This window comes from Arthrobacter globiformis, from assembly GCF_030818015.1.
GTDB classification, from domain to species: Bacteria; Actinomycetota; Actinomycetes; order Actinomycetales; family Micrococcaceae; genus Arthrobacter; species Arthrobacter globiformis_C.
This window is the reverse complement of record NZ_JAUSZX010000001.1, coordinates 1464934-1483663: the sequence shown is the minus strand read 5'-3', so window position 1 is coordinate 1483663 and position 18730 is coordinate 1464934. Positions and strand designations below refer to the sequence as shown.

Below are 18730 nucleotides of genomic sequence, written 5' to 3'. Positions count from 1 at the left end.
TGGCTACTTCGGGGCCCGGGCGGCGGCGTGCTTTGCCGCGAGGGACGCCAGAGTGGAGACCAGGAGCCGGCGCTCCGCCACTTTGATCCGTTCGTGCAGGGTCTCCTCGGTGTCGCCGTCCTCGACGGCCACCGCCTCCTGCGCGATGATGGGCCCCGTGTCCACGCCGGCGTCGGCCCAGTGCACGGTGCAGCCGGTGACCTTCACGCCGTAGGCTATGGCGTCACGGACTCCGTGGGCGCCGGGGAAGGACGGCAGCAGGGCGGGGTGCGTGTTGAGGTACTTTCCGTCGAACGCGTCGATGAATTCGGGGCTCACGATCCGCATGAAGCCGGAGGACACCACCACATCCGGCTGGTACGCGGCCACGGCTTCCGTCAGCGCGGCGTTCCATTCCGCACGGTCCGGATAGGCCTTGAAGTCCACCACGAACGTCTCAATCCCGGCAGCAGCAGACCGCTCCACGCCGTAGGTTCCCGGGCGGTCCGCGCCCACCGCGGCGATCTCAACATCCAGGTCTCCGGCCTGAACGGCGTCAATGACGGCCTGGAGGTTGGAACCGGTTCCGGAGACGAGGACTACTATGCGCATTGCTCAAGCTTAGGCGGCTGCTCGCGTAGGCTGGAAAACATGAACCCCACCCCGGGCCCCCAAGGGCCGCAGCGGACCGCGCGTCCGCTCAGCGAGGAAGCCAAAGCTTCGCTCCAGAAGACGCACACACTGTTCCGCATGTTCATCGTGGCTGTGCTGGGCGCCTTCTTCGTGTTCCAGCTGGACATCACCTACCTCTGGCTTACGGCCATTCTGACGGCGGCGGGCATCGCGCTGGGGATCATCGTGCTCATTCGGGCCATCCGGTTCAAGGAATCCAAACTGGTGCTGTTCGGCACCATCTCCGGCCTGGTGGTTTCCGCCGTCATGGTTCTCCTGGTCCTGACCTCGGCGCTGTTCTTCAACCCGGTGCGCGACTTCCAGCAGTGCTCCCGCCAGGCGCTGACTAGCAAGGCAAGCACGGAATGCCGGGTCCAGCTGGAGAACTCGCTGCCCGGTCCGCTCAAGCAGCCCGTGCGCTAGGGCCGCCCGGGGCGGAAGACTATTTGCTGCTCGGGGCAGTCCCCAGCTCGGCGTCCCGCAGTTGCCGGCGTTCCAGCCACGGTCCCGCTGCGTAGCCAATTACGACGCCGATCCCCACTTCCGCTGCCAGCCAGACTGCCGTCCACAACGGGTCAGGCCCGATATCCGAGAGGCGGCCGATGCCGGCTGAGCCGCGCGCCAGCCAGGCGAGGGCTGCGGCCAGCACGCCGGCAGCGGCCCCGACGATCAGCGCCAGGAACAGCGTGGATCCGGCGGCGGTCAGCCAGCGGACGCGGAGTTTGATGGACAGCCACTCATCGAAGTGGTTTTCACCTTCGCGCAGGAACCACCACCCAGCCAGGACTCCGGCGAGCACGGGAACCACCAGCGCCACCGGCCCGAAATCGAGCCGACCGGAAGGGATCGCAGCAAAAACGGGGATAGTGGGCAGCGGTCCCACGGCGGTTCCCAGCGGGCCCACCTGGGAGCCTGCGCCGAGCGCGAATCCGGAGCCGGTCAGCCACGCGAGCGCGAAGACAGCGAGGTTGGGCAGGAAGCCGAGCTGCGCAATGGTGAGGGCCGCGCCCCCTACGGGTCCGGCGTCGAGCGCTTCATAGACCGCCACCACAAGGTTCCAGTGGATGAAAAGATCCACGGCCAGCAACGCCGAGGAGATGGCGAGCGCCGCGAGGACAGCCACGAAGCCCGCCTTCGCTGCCGACGCCAGATACGACCCCGCCCACCGCGAATGCTGGCTCGTGCGGGCGATCCAGTCCACTGCGTCGACGCCGATCAGCCGGCTCCATGAACCGGCCTCCCGCCGGGCGCCGATCACCATCCCGAGGCCGAACGGAACCAAGGGAAGGAGTCCAGCCCACCACAGGAAAACCTCAACGTCCTCGGTCCGGCAAATGAATCCAGTTGCGATGCCAAAACCCGCGTAGACCAGCCATGAACCGAGGAGCGCCTGCCACAGCTGGTCCGTGTACGACGCCCGGGCAAGGCGCCTGCCCGCCCGCCAGGCGAGCAGAAACGGTATGAGTGTGAGGCCCAGCGGAAGCAGCGACAACATGCCGGTCTCCGGCCTCGCGGCAGCTCCCTCCCCCACGGTGGTGAGGTACAGGGGTACCCCGTGGATGACCAGCCAGGCCTGGCCGGCCAGCCGGGCCAGGACATCGAAGCCGGCGCTCCCGAAACCCGAGGTCGCCCACACCGCAACGATGGGGGCGATGACCACCAGCGCGGAAATGATGGCCGCCTGCGCGGATTCGAGCCCGCCCTGCAGCCACAGGGGCATGGGTAGGCCACGGTCTCCGGTCTGGTCAGCACGCAGTTTCATCGCCTCCCATCGTGCCATGCGGGACCCGGCGCGCCCCGTTTCGACAGGCTTAACACCACGAGAAGTCGGACGAACATGGGCCTGCGCCGGTACACGGCAGGCTCGACGGCGGGCGCTTTTTCGGAGGGCCCGACGTAAAATTAGCTTGTCCGCATTCAGTGGTTGGAGGCAGAAAATGACTACCGCATCCCCACATGCACACGGCGTTCACTTTGGCAGGACTGACGTCCAGAACGCTGGCATGGGTGTTGGTATTGTCGCGTTGGTGATCGGTGTGCTGGGGTTCATCCCGGGCATTACCGCCCGGTATGGCGAACTTATGTTCCTAGGGCCCGATTCGCACGCCATGTTCCTAGGCCTGTTCCAGGTATCCATGCTGCTCAACATTGTGCAACTGGTTATCGGCGGAACCGGTTGGGCCATGTCCCGCAGTGAAATGGGTGCCCGCAGGTTCCTCATGGGCGCCGGTGCCCTCTACATCATTCTCAGCATCTATGGGCTCAGTGTCGGAGTGGATTCGGCGGCCAATTTCCTGTCGCTGAACATGACGGACAACTGGACCATGATGGTGGCTGGTGTACTGATGATTGCCGCCGGCTGGATGTTTTCACGGCATTCGGTCGAGGACAGGAAATAGCCCGGAACGCGAACGCCGGGAACTAGGAGCCGCGAATGAGTAGATATCTAATCTGAGTATTCGTACTACCGGTTGGTGCAGGCGGCCACGCAAGTCGTGGGCGGCTGCACCAGCTTTGTGTCCGCATCCTTAATGCCCGGGAATGGGCTGTTTCAGCCAGAACTGGACTGACCTTCAGGAATCATGCAGGGGAGAGTCCGAACCCGGCTGCCGTGCCGAACAGCAGGAAGGTTCCCACGCCGTCAGTATGGGATCGGGGGCCGCTGCCGGGAACTTCTCTGCGGTGACGGCTATTTGAAGCGGATCTGCGCGTAGGGCTCGCTGGGCAGATTCCCGGCGGTCCAGGGTTCCTCCGACGGTTCGATGCGGACTTCGCCGCGCCCGTCGCGCAGGACTGCCACCACCGTGGCAGCAATGGCGATGACGGCAATCACAGCCAGCAGCACAAGGACGACGACGATGGATCCAGACATCCCTAAGGCACCTTCTACTTCAATTCTAGAGCGTTCCCCCTGTCCGACCGTGCGCGAATTTTTTTCCTCTGGACGTATCTGGGCGATAGGCATATCCTGATCTCCCACCGCGCTGGGGGGTGATTCGGATGGGCAACAGCTTGCGCTATGTCAAAGCTGCCGTTCTGCGTGCCCTCCTGCTGCCCGCTCTCCTGGTTCTCGCGTGGATCACCTGGGGCGCAGCGTCGGCTGAGGCAGCTCCCGGGGACTCCGTGACGGCTGGTCCGGTTGGCACCGGTTCCCTGGACACTGGTTCCCCCCACGGCGGTTCCCTCAACACTGGTTCCCTCAGCACGGCGCCCATTACGGCCATTGCGGAATCTGTGGTGTCTGCTCCGCTGGCTCCTGCGGCTTCCCACCTGACCCCAGCGGCAAAGTTGCTGCCGGCCGTTCCTGCCCTGCCGGCGGCCCCCAGCGTCCCGAGAACGGTCGCCAAGCCTGTGACGACTGCCGTCGGCGCAACCGCGGACACAGCCGGCACTTTGATCAAGGACGCGCCGACGGCGGTCAGCACCGTGACCACCGCTGCGGCTCCGGTGCTCCACAAGGCAGACAGCTTGGTTACGGCCGCGGAAGACATCCCATCGTCGGTGCGGCAACTGCCGCTAACGCCTGCTGTCCCGGTCATTCATTCGCTACCGCGTCCTTCCCTGCGTGTCCCGTCGGTGTCGGTTTCTTCGGTGCCGGTTCCCTCGGTGCGTGTTCCTTCGGTGCCGGTGCTGGATCCGGCCGGAGTCCATGTACCGGCTGTCAGGCCGCCGGCGCCGGTTCCCGGCGCCGCGGACAGCCCACCAGATCTCGCTGTACCGCCACATGCCGTTTCGCCGTCGGGCATCACGCAGGGGACGAACACTCCAAAGACCGGCCGGATCCTGCCGGCAGCAAGTGCCGGGACGATCCTCCCGGCCATGCCGGCTACGGGCGGTGGTCTGCCGCTCGCAGGCGCGGGCCTCACGCTTGCGCAGCTGCAGATGACCACGTCCCAGCGGCGAGAGCCGGCAGCCGCCAGCCCCGCAACCCACAAACTTCACATTGATACGTTGCCCCGCGACGGTCACCTCCCGGCCTTTGCCGCGAGCGAGGGAACGTGGGGGAACTCCTCCGGAGGCTCCGAAGGCTTCGGCGCCCAGGCCGCCGAAGTGGCGGGAGATTGGGACCGGACCCCTCTGCTTGCCGGCGCCCGGATGTTCGATGCCACCCCGAACCTTCCTGCCAGCCCAGCCTCCGGGCCGGGGTCTTCCCCCGACTGAACAGGTCAACTCTGCCCTCAAATGCGGGCAGAAACGACCACCTGCGCAACCCTGCGCAAGGACCATCAGTTCAGTCAGGAGAATATGTCATGTCTACGCACGCCCCGCTGTCTGCTGCCCCTCGTCCGTCCCGTCCCCAGTCCGGCGCCCTTGGCGGCCGGATCGGAAACTGGCCCGACCCCATGCGCGGCCGGATCGGAAACTGGCCCGACCCCATGCGCGGCCGGATCGGCAACTGGCCCGACCCTATGTCCGGCCTCATCGGCAACTGGCCGGACCCGATGCAACAGCGAAGCTAGGAATGCCCCAGCGAAGCTGAAGTACGGTCCGGCCCTGCGCCTGGACCAGCATGCGCCAACCAGGATAGGTGTCGCCGCGCGCGGCGCGGCGACACTTATCCTCCCTCAATGACCGAAACACCCGCCCAAGGCGCCTACTCGGGGCTGGGATCGCCCCTTCCATTTCGCTTCTGGCGTGTTCCGGCACGGTCCCCCGGCGGCGGCGTATCTTCCTGTCCGGCCTCATCTGCGTCAGAGGCCGGCGTCCGCAAGGCAGGTTCCCCAGACGTGGCCTCGCCCGAAGCCGCCTGCGCAACTTCTGTGGGCTTCGCACCTTCTGTGGGCCTCGCACCCTCTGCCGGCGCACCGGCTGCAGGAGATTCCGCCTCGGCGGTGTCGTCCGCGGCTGGGTCGTCGACGACGGCGGCCGGATTCTCGTTCTTGGTCGAGCCGACCTTGCTGCGGCCGGGAAAGTAGCTGATGACACGCGCCAACTCCTGGCCCAGGGCGGTGCCCGCAACGACATCAGGAGGCAGCGCTTCGTGCTCAGCTTTCCGTGCCGCCTCCAATGCCTGACGGCCTGCCTCCGTAATGGATACCTCGTTGTGCCGCCTGTCCTGCGAACGGGATTCCCGAACCACAAGCCCGGCACCCTCGAGCCTCGAAAGCACACGGCCAATGGACTGGCTGCGAACCTTGATGGCAGCGGCCAACTCTTCCTGGTTCAGCGGACCGTCCAGGAGGCCCTGCAGCGCGATGACTGCGGCGTGCGTGAGGCCGAGTTCAGCCAAAGCCTGGTCCTGCCTGCGCTGGACAAGCCTGGCGGCCATGGACAGCAGCTGGTGAGGCCCCCACTGCTCCGCGTCAGGATTCGGGACCATCGGTTTAAACCCTTCTTTCCCCTTTGAGCCCGTGCTGACAACACCGCCAGCCCAACACGCCGACAACGCCGGGGCCGGTAACCCGGCCCTGGCGTTAGGCACGTTAACGGCGGGTGTCCTCTACGCCGTCGGTCTCAATGCGCTCCTTGCGGACCTGTTCATCCACCGTCACTTCGTCCGTGACGGTTTCCGTGTCCAGCCTGACCCGCTCGACGGGAACAGTTTCCTTGTCCACCACGGGACGTTCCTCGTGGAGCACCACCTCGTGTTCTGCTTCGCTGATGTGCCGTCCCCTCAGCGCCTCGTCCTGGTTTCCTTCGGTGATCGGTTCACGCTCCAGCCGTACTTCCTCGCGCTGCACGGGAACTGTCTGGGTCACGTTTTCGGTCACCACATACTTGCGCAGACGGGCCCGGCCGGCAGCCTGCCTTTCTGTACCAACATTCAGGCGTTCCTCCGAACGCGTCATGGCGTCGCCATCGGCGAGTCCGGACGTATCACGTTCGAACCTGTCATCCGGAGCGCTGTAAGTTCCACCGCTCCCTGCGGCAGCGAACCCCGCATCCCGCTCGGTGGCGGAAAGGCCGGCAGCGGACTGGTCGGCCGTCCGGCTGGAGTCGGCGCGGCGCCCGTTCGCAGCCTCGGAATAGGTGACGTTGCCGTTTAGCTGGTAGTGCTCGTAGAGCCGGTCCTCTTCTGACGGATCAAGGTGGCCCTCAGCGTCCACGCGTGGTGCGTCCTTGATCTGGTCCTTGCTGTAAGGGACAACAATGTCGGATCCCTCAAGCCGTGCCCCCTCGAGCGGAATGAACGACTCATGGTTCCCGAAAAGGCCAGTCCGTGCCGTCACCCACGTGGGCTGTCCGTTGTCATCATCCGCATACACCTGGCCGAGGGAACCAATCTTGTCTCCGTCTGCGGAGAGGATGTTCCCCTTCTTGTTGAGCAGGCCGTCGATGTGTTCCTTGGTGAGCATGCTGTCTCCTTGGAGTTTGACTTCGTATTCACATTTGGCTGTACACGCTGAGGCCGACGACGGCGCAGCGGCAGGTTAGGACACACTGTCGCCGCCCTGGAACGGCATCTGCCGCACCTGCCAGGGCAATCCGCCGTCGCGGCCGAGACCGGCAATCCGACCTCACACCTATACCCTAAGCATGCTTACTATCAGATTGGCAAGCCTACTTAGCTTTTTTCTTGGGGTCCCCACCCAGGGGGCACGCGGCAAGCTCCCCCAACAGCCACGCCCGCCGCCGCTTTACGCCTGGACGGAAGAAGTGGGGGTGGGAAAAAATGGCAAGGGTGCTTACTATTTATTAGTAAACATGCTTACCATTGCATGCCAGCAACGCTGGTTCCTGTACAGCAGCTGCCCCTTTCGGAAAGAGAGCGCGAAGATGACTGAGAACCAATGGCCGCAGGATGAAGACCTCACCACTCCCGCGGTCCCACAGAATTCGGGTTACGGCGCCGGAACCACCGGCTACGGCGCAACTGGAGCGGGAACCACCGGCTACGGCACTCCCGGCTACCAGGACGATGCGTCCTCGAAGAAGGACGTGGCAAAAGAAGAGGCCGCGAACGTCGCCGACGAGGCTAAAGGTGCCGCCCAGAACGTGGCCGAGACGGCCAAGTCCGAGGCAAAGAACGTCGCATATGAAGCCAAGAACAGCGCCCGGGATCTGCTGCACCAGGCGAAGTCGGACCTGACCAGCCAGGCCGGCACCCAGCAGACCAAGGCCGCCGAAGGCATCCGCACCATCTCCTCGCAGCTGCGCACCATGGCCGACGCACCGGACCAGCAGGGCGTGGCCTCGGACCTGATCCGGCAGGCCGCCGACCGCTCCGAATCCGTCGCGTCCTGGCTGGATAACCGGGACCCGGGCTCACTGCTGAACGAAGTCAAGTCCTTCGCCCGCCAACGTCCCGGGACCTTCCTGCTCCTCGCGGCAGGCGCAGGACTTCTCGCCGGACGCCTCGGCCGCAGCCTGCAGGCCGGCGCCCCTGAAACCCGGACCTCGTCCGGGGTCGGATACGCCACCGGCACCGTTCCGCCCTACCCCGTGCAGCCGCCGGTCACGGAAAGCAGCCTGGACGCCGGAGTCGGCGCGCCGCTCTATGACCAAGCCGAACTTGGAGAACCCGCCTACACCCAGCCGGCCTACGGCGAGACAACCTACGGGGAGCAGGCCACTGATCAGCCCGCCTACGGCGGACCCGCCACCGGCCAGCCTGCCTACGGCGAACCCGCCACCGGCCAGCCGGCCTACGGCGAACCCGCCACCGGCCAGCCGGCCTACGGTGAGCCCGCTACGGGCCAGCCGGCCTACGGTGAACCGGCATACGGCGAACCGGGCGTCGGCGAGCCAGCCATCGGTGAGCCGGGTTATGGCGAGCCGAGGCGGCGGGACACTGATGATACCGAAGGTGGAGGTCGTCCCCTGTGAGCAGCCAGATCCCCGATACCCCGCCAACGGCCGCGCACGCCAAGGCCGACACCACCTCCCTCGGTGACCTCCTGGGCGAGGTCACCCGGGACCTGTCCACCCTGATCCGGCAGGAAATCGAACTCGCCAAAGCCGAACTGAAACAGTCCGGCACCCGCGCCGGCAAAGGCGGCGGCATGCTCGCCGGCGCCGGCATCGCCGGGCACTTCGTCCTCCTGTTCCTCTCCATCGCCCTCTGGTACGCCCTGGGCGAGCTGACGGGACTGGGCTGGTCCGCCGTCATCGTCGCCGTGATCTGGGCCATCATCGCCGCGATCCTGGCCAGTGTGGGACGCAAGGAACTCAAAACCATCAAGGGCATGCCCCAGACCGTCGAAACCGTCCAGGAAATCCCGCCCACCCTCAAACCCAATGGAGACCACCGATGAGTGAGAACCCGGACGCCATCCGCGCCGACATCGAAGCCACCCGCGAACGCCTGGGCACCAACGTGGACGCCGTGGCCGACAAAGTCACCCCGTCCAACATCGTCCACCGCCAGACCAGCAAGGTCAAAGACGCCGTCTTCGGAGTAAAGGACAAAGTCATGGGCACCGCAGACCACGCCACCCACAGCACCTCCGGCAGCCTCCACCACGCCGCGCACAGCACCACCGGCGGCCTCCACCAGGCCACCGACGCCGCCGGCAACGCCATCAGCACCGCCGGCGACGCGATCGCCGACGCACCCCACCAGGTCGCCGCCAAAACCCAGGGCAACCCCCTCGCCGCCGGGCTGATCGCGTTCGGCGCCGGGCTGCTCGCCTCCTCCCTGATCCCGGCCAGCCAGAAGGAACGCGAAGCCGCCGACGCGCTGAAAACCGCCGCCGAACCCATGACCAGCCAGCTCACCGAAGCAGCCAAGGACATGGCCCAGGGCTGGAAGGAACCCGCCCAGGACGCCATGGAAAACGTCAAGGCCACCGCCACCGACGCCGCCCAGCACGTCAAGGACGAAGGCCAAACCGCCGCCTCCGACGTCAAAGCAACCGCCACGGACGCCAAGGACCACGTCCAAAACACGTAGCGGTCAAAACACCTACCAGTCAAAGTACGACGACGGCCGGCCCGCTTAGCGCGGGCCGGCCGTTTGTGTGTGGCCAGGTGCGGCAACAACCGGCCAGAGCCCGGACCCGACTCGGATGACCTTGAGAGCCCGCTCTCCGAAAGCGGCGGAATTGCTGGACTATGCCCCGGCGCACCACCACACTGTCTATTACAGCTGGTCATCCCGCATTTCATGGTTTACCGGTTCCGCAAATCCCGTGCTTATCCGGCAGGTTTCCCGACCGGAAAAAGGCCGGGCCTCGCATTTGGGCCTTCTAATTGCACTGAGAGGACACCGCCATGGAGAACCTGGCAGCCATCCTGCCCCTGATTGTCACTGTTGTCTCGGTGCTTCTGGGCGTTCTGGTCATTTGGCTGGCCGTCAAACTGATGTGGAAGGTGGCCGAGCCAAACGAGGCCCTCATTATTTCCGGATTGACGCGCGGCACCCTGGAAAACACCGACGGTATGGACTTCAAGATCGTCACGGGCAGGGGCGCACTGGTGGTTCCGGGCCTGCAGACCGTCCGGACGTTGTCCCTCACGCTGAACGAGACAGAGCTGAAGGTCTCGTGCGTCACGTCCCAAGGCATCCAGGTGGTGGTCGAAGGCGTCGTCATTTACAAAATCGGGGATGCCCCCGCGTTTATCGCCAACGCGGCACGAAGGTTTCTTGGCCAGCAGCCGAAAATGGAAAGCCAGGTATATAACGTCTTCGAGGGACACCTTCGCTCCATTATCGGCAGCATGACCATGGAGGAAATCATCCGCGAGCGCGATAAGTTGGCGTCCCAGGTCCGCGGCGCGAGCGGCGTGGAAATGGAAAAACTGGGCCTCGTGGTGGATTCCCTGCAGATTAAGGACCTCCAGGACCCCACAGGCTACATCCAGAACATCGCCAAGCCGCACATCGCCCAGGTCAAAGCGGAAGCCCGCATCGCCGAGGCCACCCGGAACCGCGAGGCCGCGGAACGGGAAGCCGAGGCCGCGGCTCAAATTGCGGATGCCCAGAGCGCCTCGGCAATAAAGCAGTCGGTGGCGCAGGCAAACGCCGAACGGGCCAAGGCCAATGCGGCGCAGGCAGGCCCGTTGGCCGACGCCACAGCCCGCCAGCAGGTGGTGGTCCAGGAAACCGAAGTGGCCAAGCTCGAGGCGGACCGCGAGGAACAGAAGCTGCAGACCACCATCCGCAAGCCCGCCGACGCCAAGGCCTACGCGCAGCGGACCGAGGCGGAGGCACAGAAGGCAGCGGACATCAGTGCCGCCGAAGCGCGGGCCAAGCGGACGGAACTCGAAGCCCAGGCCAATGCCCGCAGGGTTGAAGTCGAGGCCCAGGCCAATGCGAGCGCGGCCGCGGCAACTGCAGGGGCCACCCGGGTGACCGGTGAGGCCGAAGCGGCAGCCACGAAGGCACGTGGCGATGCTGCGGCCTCCGCCATCAAGGCCAAAGCCCTGGCCGAGGCGGACGGCATCAAGGCCCGCGGCGAAGCGCTGGAGAGCAACCAGGACGCTGTCATCGCCCAGCAGCTGGCGGAGAACATGCCGGCCATCGTGGCGGCGGCGGCCGAGCCGTTCGGACACGCGGACCAGCTCACCGTCCTGAACGGCGCTGACGGCCTCAACAGCATGGTCGGCGGGATCATCACCCAGGCCGGCTCGTTCCTGCCGCGGCTGTCGACTGCCCTGAAGAATGGGCAGAGCCACGCCAAGCAGCCGCCGAAGCAGCCCGGCGCCTAGGCACAGTACCAGGGAATCCGGGGAAGCCAAGGAACATGGTGCACAGAAACGTTGACCGGAGTCTGACCGGGAAGATCGGCCGGGTAACCGGGCGGATCGGCCCCGGCACCGTCGGGGAAGTCATGCTCCCGTACCGTGGCGGCGTCAGCGCATTCCACGCCTACCCGTTCGACAAGGTCAGTGTCTTTCCGGTGGGTGACGAGGTGCTGGTCATCTACCTCGACCCGCCGCAGACCGTCTTCGTGGACGAGCTGCCGGATGTTCTCCGCCACGAGGAACGCTAGCCCCGCCTGTTAACCCAACTTTCCCTTCCCGGTCACGCCCGCTCCCCCGCACGGTTAGACGGCGGGAACACCGTTGAGGGGTGAGGATCGCTATCGTTGCCGAATCATTCCTGCCGCTGATGAACGGAGTCACGCACTCCATCCTGCGAGTGCTTGAGCATCTGCAGGACCGGGGCGATGAGGTACTGGTGATTGCGCCGTCGACGTCGGACGCTGATGTTCTGGACGTTGTGCACGGCGCGATTGTGCACCGGCTGCCCTCCGTTCCGCTGGCGGGCTACACGAACGTGCGGGTGGCGCTGGGGGGTGTGTACCGGGTCAAGAGAATCCTTGCCGAGTACGCACCGGACGTGGTCCACCTGGCGTCGCCGTTCGTGCTCGGCTGGCGGGCGGCGCAGGCCGCGCATCAGCTGGGGATCCCCACGGTGGCCATCTACCAGACCGAGGTTCCCGGCTACGCCGCCCGGTACGGGGTGCCGTTCCTGGAGAACTGGGCCTGGAACCGGGTGGACAACATTCATCTCCTGGCGTCCCGGACGCTGGTGCCGTCCACTTTCGCGCTGAACCAGTTGCGCGGCCGCGGGATTCGGCGGGTGGGCATGTGGCGGCGCGGTGTGGATACCGCGCGTTTTGCGCCGGGAAAGCGCGACGACGGGTGGCGCGCTTCCGTGGCGCCGGGCGGTGAGCGGATCATCGGCTATGTCGGCCGGCTGGCCGTGGAGAAGCAGGTGGAGGACCTTGCCGTGCTGGCAGACGTTCCCGGCACCCGCATGGTGATTGTGGGCGACGGTCCGCAGCGGGCGGCGCTGGAGGAGGCCCTTCCCAACGCGGTGTTCACCGGCTTCCTCGGCGGTGAGGAGCTGGCCCGGGCCGTGGCGTCGTTCGATCTCTTCGTGCACCCCGGTGAGTTTGAGACCTTCTGCCAGACGATCCAGGAAGCCATGGCATCCGGCGTGCCGGTGGTGGCCACCGGCCGCGGCGGGCCCTTGGACCTGGTGGAGAATTCGCGCACCGGCTGGCTCTATGAGCCCGGTGACTTGGCCGGCCTGCGCCGGCATGTGATGGACCTGATGGGCGACGACGCCAAACGCCGTGCGTTCGCGGCGGCGGCTTACGCCTCGGTACAGGGCCGGACGTGGCCCGCCCTCTGCGCAGAGCTGGTGCGCCACTACAAGGACGTTATTGCCGGCACATCGCTCGTTGAGCGTGCCGAAAACAAGACCCCCCGTACCCAAGGAGCCACCCTGTGAAAATTTCCGTGATCGGCTGCGGCTACCTCGGCGCAGTGCATGCGGCCACGCTCGCGTCGATGGGCCACACCGTGGTGGGGATTGACGTCGACCCCGCACGGGTTGAGCAGCTGGCCAGCGGGCGCGCCCCCTTCTACGAACCGGGACTGGACGAACTCCTGCGCGACGGGCGCGCCACCGGCCGCCTGCGCTTTTCCACTGCCTTCGCCGACGCCGCCGGGGCGCAGATTCACTTCCTCTGCGTGGGCACGCCGCAGGCCAAGACGTCCGACGGCGCCGACCTCAGCTATCTGGTCTCCGCCACCAAGAGTCTCCTTCCGCACCTGGGCCGGGGCGCCGCCGTCGTCGGTAAATCAACCGTGCCCGTGGGCACCGTTGACAAGCTGGGGCGCATGCTCGCGGCACGGCCTGATGTGCTGCTGGGCTGGAATCCGGAGTTCCTGCGGCAGGGCACGGCGGTGAAGGACACGCTGGTGCCGGACCGGCTGGTGTACGGGGTGCGCGGCGGCAGGGAGGGCGCGTTCGGGCGCCGCAGCGACGGCACGCAGAGACCGGCGCGCGGCGTGACCGCCGTGCTGGACGCGGTGTATGAACCGCTGCTGCGCGCCGGCATTCCCCGGCTCGTGTGCAATTTCGCGACGGCGGAACTGATCAAATCGGCGTCGAACGCCTACCTGGCGACGAAAGTCAGCTTCATCAATGCGATGTCGGAACTGTGCGACGCCGCCGGTGCCGACGTCACCGAACTGAGCGAGGCGATGGGCATGGATCCGCGCATCGGCAACCGGTACCTGCACGCCGGGCTGGGGTTCGGCGGCGGCTGCCTGCCCAAGGACATCCGCAGTTTCCGGGCCCAGGCGCAGGCGCTGGAGGTCCGGTCCGTGGACGACTGGATGGGCGTGGTGGACTCCATCAACCTCGGCCAGCGTGCCCGGACCGCGGAGGTTGCCAAGGAGCTCTGCGGCGGCTCGATCGCCGGCCGGACGGTGACCGTGCTGGGTGCGGCGTTCAAGCCGGACACGGACGACATCCGCGACTCTCCCGCCCTGGACGTCGCGCTCCGGCTCGCCTCGGCGGGTGCGCACGTCACGGTGACGGACCCGAAGGCCATCAACAACTCGTGGATGCGCTACCCGCAGCTGCGGTTCGAGGCCTCTGCCACGCGGGCGCTTGAGGGTGCCGAGCTGGTGCTGCTGCTGACCGAATGGGCCGAGTACCGCGAACTGTCTCCGGCCGCCGTCGGGCAGCTGGTTCGACGCCGGACGGTGCTGGACGCCCGGAATGTGCTGGACACTGCGGCGTGGCAGGCGGAAGGCTGGACGGTGCGCGGCCTCGGCACCCAAGCCACCCAGCAGGCTGAGCACGTCTCCGCCGGCTAAGCCGCGCCCCCGCGCCTGGGCCCACGCCGGGTTCCCTGGCCGGGCTTGCGAGGTTAGGGTGCCGGCGGGGCCTAGCCAGCCTCTATGATCGAGGTGAGGGGGTGGACGCTCAGTGAGTTTCTCGCGGTCTCACGCAACGGTGGCATGACGGCGGCTTCCCCACGCCCTGAGGGGGATCCGGCCGCCAGTACCGCTGCCCTGTTCGACGCGCTGCCGGACGCGGTACTGGTGGTGGACGGCGGCGGCGTCATCGCCCAGGCCAATGCCGCCGCCGAGCGGCTCTTCGGCTACGGCAGGCTTCAGCTCGTGGGCCGGGACCACCGTATGCTCCTCGCCGAAGGCTACCGCAGCGGTTTCGGCCGGCTCTTCGCCAGCCTGCGCAGCGAGTCCGGAGACAGCGCCGCCGCGCAGACCCCTTTCGAGTCCTACGGTCTGCGCAGTGATGGCACGGAGTTCCACGGCGAAGTGGCCTGCTCGCTGCTGGAGTCCGACGGCGGCCCAAGCCTGGTCGCGTCGGTCCGGCCCACCTTTCACCGGCAGGAGGCCGACGCCGAGCTGCGGGAAGCGATGTCGCTGCTCAGCGCTACCCTGGAGTCCACGGCCGACGGGATCCTGGTGGTGGGCATCGACGGCAAGATCGCAGGCATCAACGAACAGTTCACCAAGATGTGGGGTATCCCACGCGAACTGATGGCCACGGGCGATGACGCAGCAGTGATGGAACACGTGCTTGGGCTCCTCTCGCACCCGGAGAGCTTCGTGGACAAGGTCAACGAGCTGTACGCGCACCCCGCCGCGGAAAGCCACGACACCCTGGAGTTCCTCGACGGCCGCACCTTTGAACGGTACTCACGGCCGCAGCGGGTGGGAAACGTCGTGGTGGGCAGGGTCTGGAGCTTCCGCGACGTGACGCCGCGGCGCAAAGCCCAGGAACAGGCCCGGCAGGCCATGGCGGATCTCGCCGAGCAGGCCGCGCAGCTCAAGGCCATGGCGTTCCAGGATCCGCTCACGGGGCTGGCGAACCGCAAGCTGTTCCATGACCAGCTGTCGGAAGCGCTGCACGGCAGCTCCAGTGCCGCCGTCGACGTCCTCCTCCTGGACCTTGACGACTTCAAGGAGGTCAACGACATCCTTGGCCACGCCGCCGGGGACCAGATGCTGGTGGAGGTGGCCCGGCGGCTGCGGGCATGCGTCCGGCCCGACGACACGGTGGCCCGGCTGGGCGGTGACGAGTTCGTCGTGCTCCTGACCGGAGCCACGGATGCCGAGTCCGTCGCGGAGCGGATCGTGCAGTCGCTCAACGTCCCCGTGCGGATCGAGGGGTCCATGCTGCGGCCCAGCCTGAGCCTGGGGATCGCTTCACTGAGCGAGGACGCGGTGGCTGCGTCGGAGCTGCTGCGGCGAGCGGATGTGGCGATGTATGCGGCCAAGGCCGCCGGCAAGAACCGGTATATGCGGTTCAAGCCGGAGATGATGACGGCCCTGGTGCAGCGGACGGACATGGAAGCCGGACTGCGGCTCGCCGTCGACAATGACCAGATCAGCGTGAGCTACCAGCCGGTTGTGTCGCCGCGGCTGGGCGAGGTGATCCAGTTCGAGGCACTGGCCAGGTGGGAGCGCGACGGCAGGAACGTCCCGCCGTCGCAGTTCATTCCGACGGCGGAGCGCAGTGGGCTGATCTCGGCGATCGGTTTGCAGATGATGCGGGAAAGTTTCATTCAGCTGGGGCCCTGGCTTTCGGGCGGCACTGGCCGCTCACTCGCCGTGAATGTGTCCGGTGTGCAGCTGGGGGATTCCGATTTCGCCAGTAGCGTGCTGGGCATGTCCGAGTCCCACGGGATGGATCCCCGGCAGCTGGTGCTGGAGGTGACGGAGAGCGTGTTTTTCGACGCCGACGACAACCTGATCAGCCAGCTGGCGAGCCTGCGCAGCGCCGGCGTACGGGTTGCGCTCGATGATTTCGGCACCGGTTACTCCTCGCTGGGCCGCCTTCAGGATCTGCCGGTGGATGCGGTGAAGATCGACCAGTCCTTCGTCTCCATGGTCCGCACGGGGGCGGAGAAGCTGCCGATCCTCAGCTCCATGATCAACATGGCCCACAGCCTGGGTCTCAGTGTCACCGCGGAGGGTATCGAAACTGCCGAACAGGCCGCCTACCTGACGGACCTGCAGTGCGACGCGCTGCAGGGCTACCTGTTCTCGGTTCCCGAATCCGAGGCCGGGCTCAAGCAGGCCATCAGCCGCTCAGCCGTAGCCCTCGAAGCCCTCGACGGTCTTCGCCTGCGCCGCTGATTCCAAACGCTTCCTCAGGTTTCGTCGCCTCAACCCAAACCCTCCCGCGGCTTCCGCCGCTTAATCCCAAACCCTCCCGCAATGGCCTCATTGAGGGGCCTGCTTGGCAGACCCTCAAGGTTTTGCCAAGTCAGCGACGACCAGCTCCAGGCTGCGGTCCCAGAACTTACGCGCCAGCTCGGCGTCGTAAGCCTGCTTGTTGGCCTTCGCCAACGCACGCTTGACGTAGAAGGCCCCCGGCATCCAGTCCCTTCCGGGCGTGGATGTGGCGAGCCATACGAGAGTATCGGCGCCCTGCTCGGCCGAGAGCAGGAACCGGTTCAACACGGTCTTGTAAGCATGCCGGAACCAGCTGGTGGACTCCGCCGCAAAGTTGGTGGCCACGACGCCGGGGTGGAAAGCCGCCGCCGCAATGCCGTCCTTCCCATAGCGGTTCTGCAGTTCCGCGGTGAATAGGATGTTCGCCAGCTTCGCGGTGCCGTAGGCGCGGTTTGTTGAGTAGCGCCGCCTCGAGTTGAGATCTGTCAGATCCAGCCGTCCGAATCCGTTGGCAGCACTGGATGTGTTGATGATGCTTGCATGGCTTGCGGTGAGTATGTCCATCAGCTCGGTTGTGAGCAGGAACGGTGCCAAATGGTTGACCTGGAACGTCCTCTCGTGGCCGTCCAGGGTCAGCTCGTGGCCGCGCATGATCCCGCCGGCATTGTTCACCAGGACGTCGATCCGCGGGTATCTTTCGCGCAACGCCGCGGCAAGCTCACGCACTTGCCTCAGCTCCGCGAAGTCGCAGACAAAAAAGTCGACGCCGAGTTCCGCACCGACCGCTGCGGTCTTCTCTGGGGAACGCCCGACGACGACGATCCGCTCCCCTGCCCACGCCAGGTTCCGCGCGGCTGCTGCCCCGATGCCGTCGCTTGCGCCGGTAATGACAATGGTGCGCTGGGGCATGAGGTGTCCTTTGCTGTGGTCGAGCGCTGAACCGGAGACGGGTCCCCACAGACAACGGCGCCCGGCCGGGCAATGTTCCCGGCCGGCCCCATGGCTCTTCACAGTTGAGGGTGTAATCGCTGGCTGGATGTGGGCTGGCGCGTCGGTCCCGGGGCAGCGATGCGCAAACGCAGCCGGAGGCCCGATCTTGTGTCACCGTTCGCAGTGGACTTCTTCGTACCCGCTCAGACCGGTCAACGGCGCACCCGATAGCGCAGGTGAAGCACCCGGTTGCCCTGAATCACCACGTCGGGATCGTCCAACAGGTGCTGTGCGTGGACCGACCCGAAGTAGCGCTTGCCGGACCCGAACACGACGGGTACGACGTCCATGCGCACCTCGTCGATCAGGCCCGCGGCAAGCACCTGGCCACCGACGTCGCCAGCGGCGACCTCGACGATGCGGTCGCCCGCGAGCTCCTGCGCCTTGGCCACGGCTGCCTCGACGCCGTCGACGAAGTGAAACGGCGCCTCGGGGTCCCAGCCCTCGGGCTTCGGCCGGTGCGTCACGACGACCACGTGGTCGACCCCGGCCGGAGGCTTCCCGTCCCAGCCGTCCGTCATGTCGAAGACGTGGCGGCCGACGATTGTCGCCCCGATCTGGTCCCAGTACGGCCGGGTGTAATCGTAGGACGTCTGCGACACCTTCACCTCGCCGCTCTCGTCCAACGGGACGTCACCGCTGGACAACCAGTCGAACAGCGGTCCGGGCTGGTCGTTCTCGTCCGCGACGAAGCCGTCCACTGACACCGAGCTGTACATGACCACCTTGCCCACGGGGCTCTCCTTGCTTTGGTTTGCCCCATCTTAGCGAGTCGTGAGTTGCGGGCGTGTGATCGTCGGCGGCGGTGGTCGGCGCGTCCGTGGGCGGGTAGGGGTCGAGGTCTCCCGAAGATGGAAGTTCTCACACTGCCCATCCGGAAGATCTCGACGTGCCTGACGCTACCTCTGGGCGGGCTTTGCCTGCCCTCGCCGGCCTCTTCAGTTCCGCGCGCCCCTGGCCGGGCGGCGACTCTAAACGCCTCAGGCCCAGATGGATGCATCGGGGCCCGGGGCGTGGGTGAATGGTGGCTTAAATGCGGGAGAGCCCCGACCATGGCTGGTTGGGGCTCTCGACCGTTTTTCTAATGGTTGTCCGGCGGTGACCTACTCTCCCACACCCTCCCGGGTGCAGTACCATCGGCGCTGTGGGTCTTAGCTTCCGGGTTCGGAATGGGACCGGGCGTTTCCCCCACGCTATGACCGCCGTAACCCTTGCTCCTCCGCCGCGGCCGGGCCGTGACGGGGAAATCTTTGTG

At 66.3% G+C, this 18730-nt stretch carries 19 protein-coding genes and 1 rRNA gene; 12 read left to right on the top strand and 8 right to left on the bottom strand.

Annotated elements, in window-relative coordinates:
* Positions 1 to 3 precede the first annotated feature (3 nt).
* Positions 4 to 591, bottom strand: coding sequence for a phosphoribosylglycinamide formyltransferase (purN, locus tag QFZ23_RS06890; protein WP_306921564.1), 588 nt, complete (start codon positions 589 to 591; stop codon positions 4 to 6).
* Between the two features lie 39 nt (positions 592 to 630).
* Here purN and QFZ23_RS06885 point away from each other — a divergent pair, with 39 nt between their 5' ends.
* Positions 631 to 1074, top strand: a complete 444-nt coding sequence (locus QFZ23_RS06885) for a hypothetical protein (RefSeq protein WP_306921562.1) — start codon at positions 631 to 633, stop codon at positions 1072 to 1074.
* 19 nt (positions 1075 to 1093) lie between these two features.
* On the opposite strand, the gene QFZ23_RS06880 is transcribed toward QFZ23_RS06885, so the two are convergent.
* On the bottom strand, positions 1094 to 2413 hold the full coding sequence (locus tag QFZ23_RS06880; RefSeq protein ID WP_306921560.1) for a cell division protein PerM: 1320 nt from the start codon (positions 2411 to 2413) through the stop codon (positions 1094 to 1096).
* A 241-nt stretch (positions 2414 to 2654) separates the two neighbouring features.
* Here QFZ23_RS06880 and QFZ23_RS06875 point away from each other — a divergent pair, with 241 nt between their 5' ends.
* Positions 2655 to 3050: a DUF4383 domain-containing protein gene (locus QFZ23_RS06875; RefSeq protein WP_306921558.1), complete on the top strand. Its 396-nt coding sequence runs from the start codon at positions 2655 to 2657 to the stop codon at positions 3048 to 3050.
* 290 nt (positions 3051 to 3340) lie between these two features.
* Here QFZ23_RS06875 and QFZ23_RS06870 read toward each other — a convergent pair whose 3' ends face one another.
* The gene (locus QFZ23_RS06870; RefSeq protein WP_306921557.1) at positions 3341 to 3523 is read right to left on the bottom strand and encodes a hypothetical protein; all 183 of its coding nucleotides are present in this window, start codon (positions 3521 to 3523) and stop codon (positions 3341 to 3343) included.
* Positions 3524 to 3651: 128 nt separating this feature from the next.
* Here QFZ23_RS06870 and QFZ23_RS06865 point away from each other — a divergent pair, with 128 nt between their 5' ends.
* Positions 3652 to 4812, top strand: coding sequence for a hypothetical protein (locus QFZ23_RS06865; RefSeq protein ID WP_306921555.1), 1161 nt, complete (start codon positions 3652 to 3654; stop codon positions 4810 to 4812).
* Positions 4813 to 4901: 89 nt separating this feature from the next.
* Entirely contained in the window at positions 4902 to 5111 is a 210-nt protein-coding gene (locus QFZ23_RS06860) for a hypothetical protein (RefSeq protein WP_306921552.1), read from the top strand.
* Between the two features lie 134 nt (positions 5112 to 5245).
* Here QFZ23_RS06860 and QFZ23_RS06855 read toward each other — a convergent pair whose 3' ends face one another.
* Positions 5246 to 5971 carry a MarR family winged helix-turn-helix transcriptional regulator gene (locus QFZ23_RS06855; RefSeq protein ID WP_306921551.1) on the bottom strand — a complete coding sequence of 242 codons (726 nt, stop codon included), beginning with the start codon at positions 5969 to 5971 and terminating at the stop codon, positions 5246 to 5248.
* Between the two features lie 103 nt (positions 5972 to 6074).
* A complete protein-coding gene (locus tag QFZ23_RS06850) occupies positions 6075 to 6947 on the bottom strand; it encodes a PRC and DUF2382 domain-containing protein (protein ID WP_306921549.1) in 873 nt (290 codons plus the stop codon).
* A gap of 421 nt (positions 6948 to 7368) precedes the next feature.
* Between QFZ23_RS06850 and QFZ23_RS06845 the strand changes: the two genes are divergently transcribed.
* The 8 genes from QFZ23_RS06845 to QFZ23_RS06810 all read left to right on the top strand — a co-directional run bounded on the left by QFZ23_RS06845 (position 7369) and on the right by QFZ23_RS06810 (position 16446).
* A complete protein-coding gene (locus QFZ23_RS06845; protein ID WP_306921547.1) occupies positions 7369 to 8418 on the top strand; it encodes a hypothetical protein in 1050 nt (349 codons plus the stop codon).
* Positions 8415 to 8846: a phage holin family protein gene (locus QFZ23_RS06840; RefSeq protein ID WP_306921545.1), complete on the top strand. Its 432-nt coding sequence runs from the start codon at positions 8415 to 8417 to the stop codon at positions 8844 to 8846. The genes QFZ23_RS06845 and QFZ23_RS06840 overlap by 4 nt, the downstream gene beginning before the upstream one ends.
* Positions 8843 to 9484, top strand: coding sequence for a DUF3618 domain-containing protein (locus QFZ23_RS06835; protein WP_306921543.1), 642 nt, complete (start codon positions 8843 to 8845; stop codon positions 9482 to 9484). Before QFZ23_RS06840 ends, QFZ23_RS06835 begins: the two co-directional genes overlap by 4 nt.
* A gap of 320 nt (positions 9485 to 9804) precedes the next feature.
* Positions 9805 to 11241, top strand: a complete 1437-nt coding sequence (locus tag QFZ23_RS06830) for a flotillin family protein (protein ID WP_306921540.1) — start codon at positions 9805 to 9807, stop codon at positions 11239 to 11241.
* Between the two features lie 38 nt (positions 11242 to 11279).
* A complete protein-coding gene (locus QFZ23_RS06825) occupies positions 11280 to 11525 on the top strand; it encodes a hypothetical protein (RefSeq protein ID WP_306926717.1) in 246 nt (81 codons plus the stop codon).
* Between the two features lie 80 nt (positions 11526 to 11605).
* Positions 11606 to 12775, top strand: coding sequence for a glycosyltransferase family 4 protein (locus QFZ23_RS06820; protein WP_306921539.1), 1170 nt, complete (start codon positions 11606 to 11608; stop codon positions 12773 to 12775).
* Positions 12772 to 14154: a UDP-glucose dehydrogenase family protein gene (locus tag QFZ23_RS06815; RefSeq protein ID WP_306921537.1), complete on the top strand. Its 1383-nt coding sequence runs from the start codon at positions 12772 to 12774 to the stop codon at positions 14152 to 14154. Before QFZ23_RS06820 ends, QFZ23_RS06815 begins: the two co-directional genes overlap by 4 nt.
* A gap of 144 nt (positions 14155 to 14298) precedes the next feature.
* Positions 14299 to 16446, top strand: a complete 2148-nt coding sequence (locus QFZ23_RS06810) for a putative bifunctional diguanylate cyclase/phosphodiesterase (RefSeq protein WP_306926715.1) — start codon at positions 14299 to 14301, stop codon at positions 16444 to 16446.
* A 114-nt stretch (positions 16447 to 16560) separates the two neighbouring features.
* Here the strand turns inward: QFZ23_RS06810 and QFZ23_RS06805 are convergent, their stop codons facing one another.
* The 3 genes from QFZ23_RS06805 to rrf all read right to left on the bottom strand — a co-directional run bounded on the left by QFZ23_RS06805 (position 16561) and on the right by rrf (position 18682).
* The gene (locus QFZ23_RS06805) at positions 16561 to 17394 is read right to left on the bottom strand and encodes an SDR family NAD(P)-dependent oxidoreductase (RefSeq protein WP_306921536.1); all 834 of its coding nucleotides are present in this window, start codon (positions 17392 to 17394) and stop codon (positions 16561 to 16563) included.
* A gap of 233 nt (positions 17395 to 17627) precedes the next feature.
* The gene (locus QFZ23_RS06800) at positions 17628 to 18209 is read right to left on the bottom strand and encodes a dihydrofolate reductase family protein (protein ID WP_306921534.1); all 582 of its coding nucleotides are present in this window, start codon (positions 18207 to 18209) and stop codon (positions 17628 to 17630) included.
* A 356-nt stretch (positions 18210 to 18565) separates the two neighbouring features.
* Positions 18566 to 18682 (bottom strand): 5S ribosomal RNA (rrf, locus tag QFZ23_RS06795).
* Between the last annotated feature and the right edge of the window lie 48 nt (positions 18683 to 18730).